Origin of the sequence: Parafannyhessea sp., assembly GCF_051876455.1 — a bacterium.
Taxonomy (GTDB): Bacteria; Actinomycetota; Coriobacteriia; order Coriobacteriales; family Atopobiaceae; genus Parafannyhessea.
Genome location: NZ_JBJEHW010000063.1, coordinates 1 through 4,296, shown reverse-complemented (window position 1 = coordinate 4,296; position 4,296 = coordinate 1). Strand labels below are relative to the sequence as shown.

General features: G+C 69.4%; 3 protein-coding genes. 2 read left to right on the top strand and 1 reads right to left on the bottom strand.

What is annotated here, in order from left to right; translation table 11 throughout:
* Positions 1–61: 61 nt before the first annotated feature.
* Entirely contained in the window at positions 62–472 is a 411-nt protein-coding gene (locus ACI38Z_RS03015; protein ID WP_439788705.1) for a metal-sensing transcriptional repressor, read from the top strand.
* Positions 473–494: 22 nt separating this feature from the next.
* Positions 495–3,110, top strand: a complete 2,616-nt coding sequence (locus ACI38Z_RS03010; RefSeq protein ID WP_439788704.1) for a heavy metal translocating P-type ATPase — start codon at positions 495–497, stop codon at positions 3,108–3,110.
* A 73-nt stretch (positions 3,111–3,183) separates the two neighbouring features.
* Here ACI38Z_RS03010 and ACI38Z_RS03005 read toward each other — a convergent pair.
* Positions 3,184–4,296 (bottom strand): fructose-bisphosphatase class III (locus tag ACI38Z_RS03005; RefSeq protein WP_439788703.1); only part of this gene is annotated, 1,113 nt, incomplete at its 5' end.

The following is a 4,296-nucleotide window of genomic DNA, read 5'->3' as shown; positions in this document are numbered from 1 at the left end:
ATCGAGGGAGCTTGCGAGGCAGCATCGTCCGCCGCGTGTCGCGGCGTGTTTGGAGGTCATCATGGCAGAGCTGACGCAGGCGCCGGAGGTCGTGGCAGAGGCCAAGGCAAAGGCAGCCGCAACGCAGGGCGAGAAGGACGTGGCGCCGGGCTGCCCGGCGTGCTCGGGCGGCACCGGTGATACCGGCGTGGCCTACAAGCACACGCCGCGCTCCGACGAGCTCAAGCGCGACGTGACCAAGCGCCTCAACCGCGCGATCGGCCAGCTTAACGGCGTCAAGAACATGATCGAGGACGGCCGCTACTGCGGCGACGTGCTCACGCAGCTCGCCGCGGCGGAGAGCGCCATCAAGGCCGTGAGCCGCATCATCATGAAGGACCACCTGCACACCTGCGTGGTCGAGCGCATCCAGCAGGGCGACACGGAGGTCGTGGACGAGATCATGGACCTGCTCAAGAAGTTCGGCGCGTAGGCGCCGTCGGGAGGTGACAAGTTTGGGTACCGCAACCGCCCCGTCGAAGGAGACCTTCGACATCACGGGCATGACGTGCGCGGCCTGCGAGGCGCGCGTGCAGAAGTCGGCGGCCGCCGTCAAGGGCGTGACTGCCGCAAACGTGAACCTGCTCAAGAACTCGATGGAGCTTACGTACGACGGCAACCCCAAGACCGTCGAGGCAGTGGTGAAGGCGATCGACAAGGCCGGCTACGGCGCGAAGCTGCGCAGCCAGGGCCAGGCGGCCGCCGGCAAGGCTGAGCCCGAGTTCGTGGACCCGCAGATAAGCGCCAGGAAGGCCGTGCTCGAGAAGCAGCACCAGCTCGTGTGGTCGCTCGTGTTTGGCGTGCCGCTCTTCTACCTTGCCATGGGGCCGATGCTCGGCTGGCCCGAGGTCCCCGGCCTCGCGGGCATGCAGGGCATGATGGCCTCCGCCGTGACGCAGCTCATGCTGGCCATGTGCGTCATCTTCGTCAACCGCAGCTACTTCGTGCGCGGCTTCAAGTCGATCTTCCACCTTGCGCCCAACATGGACTCGCTCATCGCCATCGGCTCCGCGGCGAGCTTTGGCTACAGCGTGGTCGGCATCTACCAGATGGCCGAGGCCCTCGGCCGCATGGACGTGGCCGCGGCCCACGGCGCGATGATGAACAGCCTGTTCTTCGACTCCGCCGGCACGATCCTGGTGCTCATCACCCTCGGCAAGTACTTCGAGGCGCGCGCCAAGGGCAAGACCACCAGCTCGATATCCGCCCTCATGAACCTGGCGCCCAAGACGGCCACGGTCGTGCACGACGGCCAGGAGCAGAGCGTCCCCACCACCGACGTGCGCGTGGGCGACATCCTCGTGGTGCGCGCCGGCGAGTCCGTCCCCGTGGACGGCGTCGTGCGCGAGGGCCAGGCCTCCGTGGACGAGTCCGCCATCACGGGCGAGCCCGTTCCCGCGGAGAAGGGCGTGGGCGATCACGTGACGGGCGCCACGGTGTCCGAGCGCGGCTGGTTCAAGATGGAGGCCACCGCCGTCGGTGGCGACACCACGCTCGCGAACATCATCCGCCTGGTGGACGAGGCCACCAACTCCAAGGCGCCCATCGAGCGCCAGGCCGACCGCATCGCGGGCGTCTTCGTGCCCGTGGTCATGGCGATCGCGGCCGTGACGCTGGTGGCGTGGGTCGCGTTTCTCGACCCGGCCAACTTTGCCGTGGCCTTCAACCACGCGGTCTCCGTGCTGGTCATCAGCTGCCCCTGCGCGCTGGGCCTCGCCACGCCCACGGCCATCATGGTGGGCACGGAGCGCGGCGCCAAGGTGGGCATCCTCATCAAGAGCGCCGACTCGCTCGAGACTGCCGGCTCGCTCGACACCGTCGTGCTCGACAAGACGGGCACCGTCACGGAGGGCAAGCCCAAGGTGACCGACGTGGTGACCGCACGCGACGCGGGCGAGAAGGACCTGCTCTACGTGGCCGCGGCGCTCGAGCGCAAGAGCGAGCACCCGCTGGCCCAGGCGGTGTGCGACTACGTGGGCGAGGGCGTCGCCGCGGACGCCACGGTCACGGACTTCACGCAGGTGGCCGGCGGCGGCATCAAGGCCACCGTGGACGGCAGCCGCGCCCTTGCGGGCAACGCGCGCCTCATGTCCGAGGAGGGCGTGGACCTGGGCGACCTCGCCGCGCAGGCGGACGCGCTCGCCGCGGCCGCGAAGACGCCGCTCTTCTTCGCACGTGACGGCAGGGTGCTGGGCATGCTCGGCGTGGCCGACGTTGTGAAGGCGACCTCCGCCGACGCCGTGGCGCGCCTGCGCCAGATGGGCGTGCGCACGATCATGCTCACGGGCGACCAGCCCAAGACCGCCCAGGTCATCGCGGACCAGGTGGGCGTGGACGAGGTCGTGGCGGGCGTGCTGCCCGACCAGAAGGAGCAGAAGGTGCACGAGCTCCAGCGCGCCGGGCACAAGGTTGCCATGGTGGGCGACGGCATCAACGACGCACCCGCGCTTGCCCGTGCGGACGTGGGCATCGCCATCGGCGCCGGCACGGACGTGGCCATAAGTTCCGCGGACGTGGTGCTCATGCACTCCGACCCGGCGGACGTGGCCACCGCGATCGAGCTCTCCCGCGCGACGATGCGCGACATCAGGCAGAACCTGTTCTGGGCGCTGTTCTACAACGCGATCTGCATCCCCGTGGCCATCGGCGTGCTCACGCCGCTCGGCATCACGCTCAACCCCATGGTGAGTGCGGCGGCCATGGGCTTCAGCTCCGTGTTCGTGGTCTCCAACGCGCTGAGGCTCTTTGCCTGGAAGCCAAGTGGCAAGACCGCGGGTGCCGCGAAGGCGTCCCGCGCGAAGGTGACGGAAGGCGTCGCGGCGGAGGATGCCGCGGCAGACACGGAAGGAAGTACCGAAATGGCAAGCAAGACGCTGGACATCGAGGGCATGATGTGCGAGCACTGCGTGGCGCACGTGACCGAGGCCCTGGAAGGCGTGCGTGGCGTCAAGAACGTGCGCGTCTCGCTCGAGGACAAGAACGCTACCCTGGACGCCGGCCCGCTCGTGAGCAACAAGAAGCTCGAGAAGGCCGTCGCGGACGCCGGCTACAAGGTGGTCGCCGTCAGGTAGGCGCTAGGCACAGGCAGGATTGACCCGCGCGGCCGCAATGCCGTGCCGCGTGGGAGGGCATCCCCGGGCACCGTCACAGGTGCTCGGGGATGCTGCCGTCCAGGAAGGCGGCAAGCAGGTCCTCCAGGTCCGAGATCTGCCGCCTGAGCTCGCGCCCGCGGTCCGTCTCGCCCACGAGGACCTGGTGGTCGTAGCGGCGGATGACGTCGCTCTCGCTCATGATGTCCGCGTTGTCGTCCAGCGCGGCCTCGATCCCCAGGAAGGGTCGGTGCGCCTTGATGCGCAGGTCGTGCGATCCCGAGACGAGCGTGTACCCGGCGATGCCGCACTTCTCGTGGTATGCCTCGCAGAAGCCGCCGTCGATGATGATGCGGCGTCCGCCCGCGCGCACGGGGCTCTCTCCCGCGGCGGCGCGCACGGGCGTGTGGCCGTTGATGATGCGGCACTCCGGCCCCGTGAGGCCGAACTCCGCCAGGATCTGCTCACAGACGTCCGCGCGGTCGGCGAGGTCGAAGTAGGGGTCGCGCGGCTCGGCCCACGCGGCGCGGTCGCTCACGAAGGCGCGCTCGAACGTCTTGACGACGCGGCCGGAGAGCGGGGAGTGCGCGCCGCACCAGAGGTAGTACATCCAGTCGAGCGCGTCCTGGTCGCCATGGGTCCAGGCGCGGCGCGCCATGCGGTCGCAGAAGTCCAGGTAGGCCCTGCCGGAAAGCGGCGTGCCGTCGCACATCACGTCCTGGAACGCGCCGTCATCGCGCAGCGGCACGCAGCCGTGGAACAGCAGGTTGCCGTCGCACACGCGGTAGATCGAGCCCTCCTCGTACAGGAACGCGACGTGCCGGTGGAGGCGGTCCGCGTCGCGGAAGGCGGCCGCGAGCCCCTGGAGCACGTCCTTCTCGCCCGCGGAGAGCGCGAAGGGGTCCGCCGGGTCGATGGTGGGGAAGTCGCGCGTGGCGAGTGGCCAGTCGCGCCCGCCGATGCACACGGTGCCGCGGTCGAGGTCCATCTTGTCCAGGAGGACGCGCTCGTTGGCGCGGAGCCAGTCGGGATGGCGGCGGTAGGTCTGGCCCTCGACCTTGAAGAGCATCACGTCGATGGCCTTCTCGAACGGCGGGATGGCGTCGTCGGCGTTGTAGGTGGCGCCCGCGAAGAGCGCGAGCTCGCGCAGGCTGATACCGTAGCCGCT

What these genes read in the sequence shown, in the direction of transcription:
- ACI38Z_RS03015 (WP_439788705.1), top strand. Translation starts at nt 62, where the DNA reads ATGGCAGAGCTGACGCAGGCGCCGGAGGTCGTGGCAGAGGCCAAGGCA.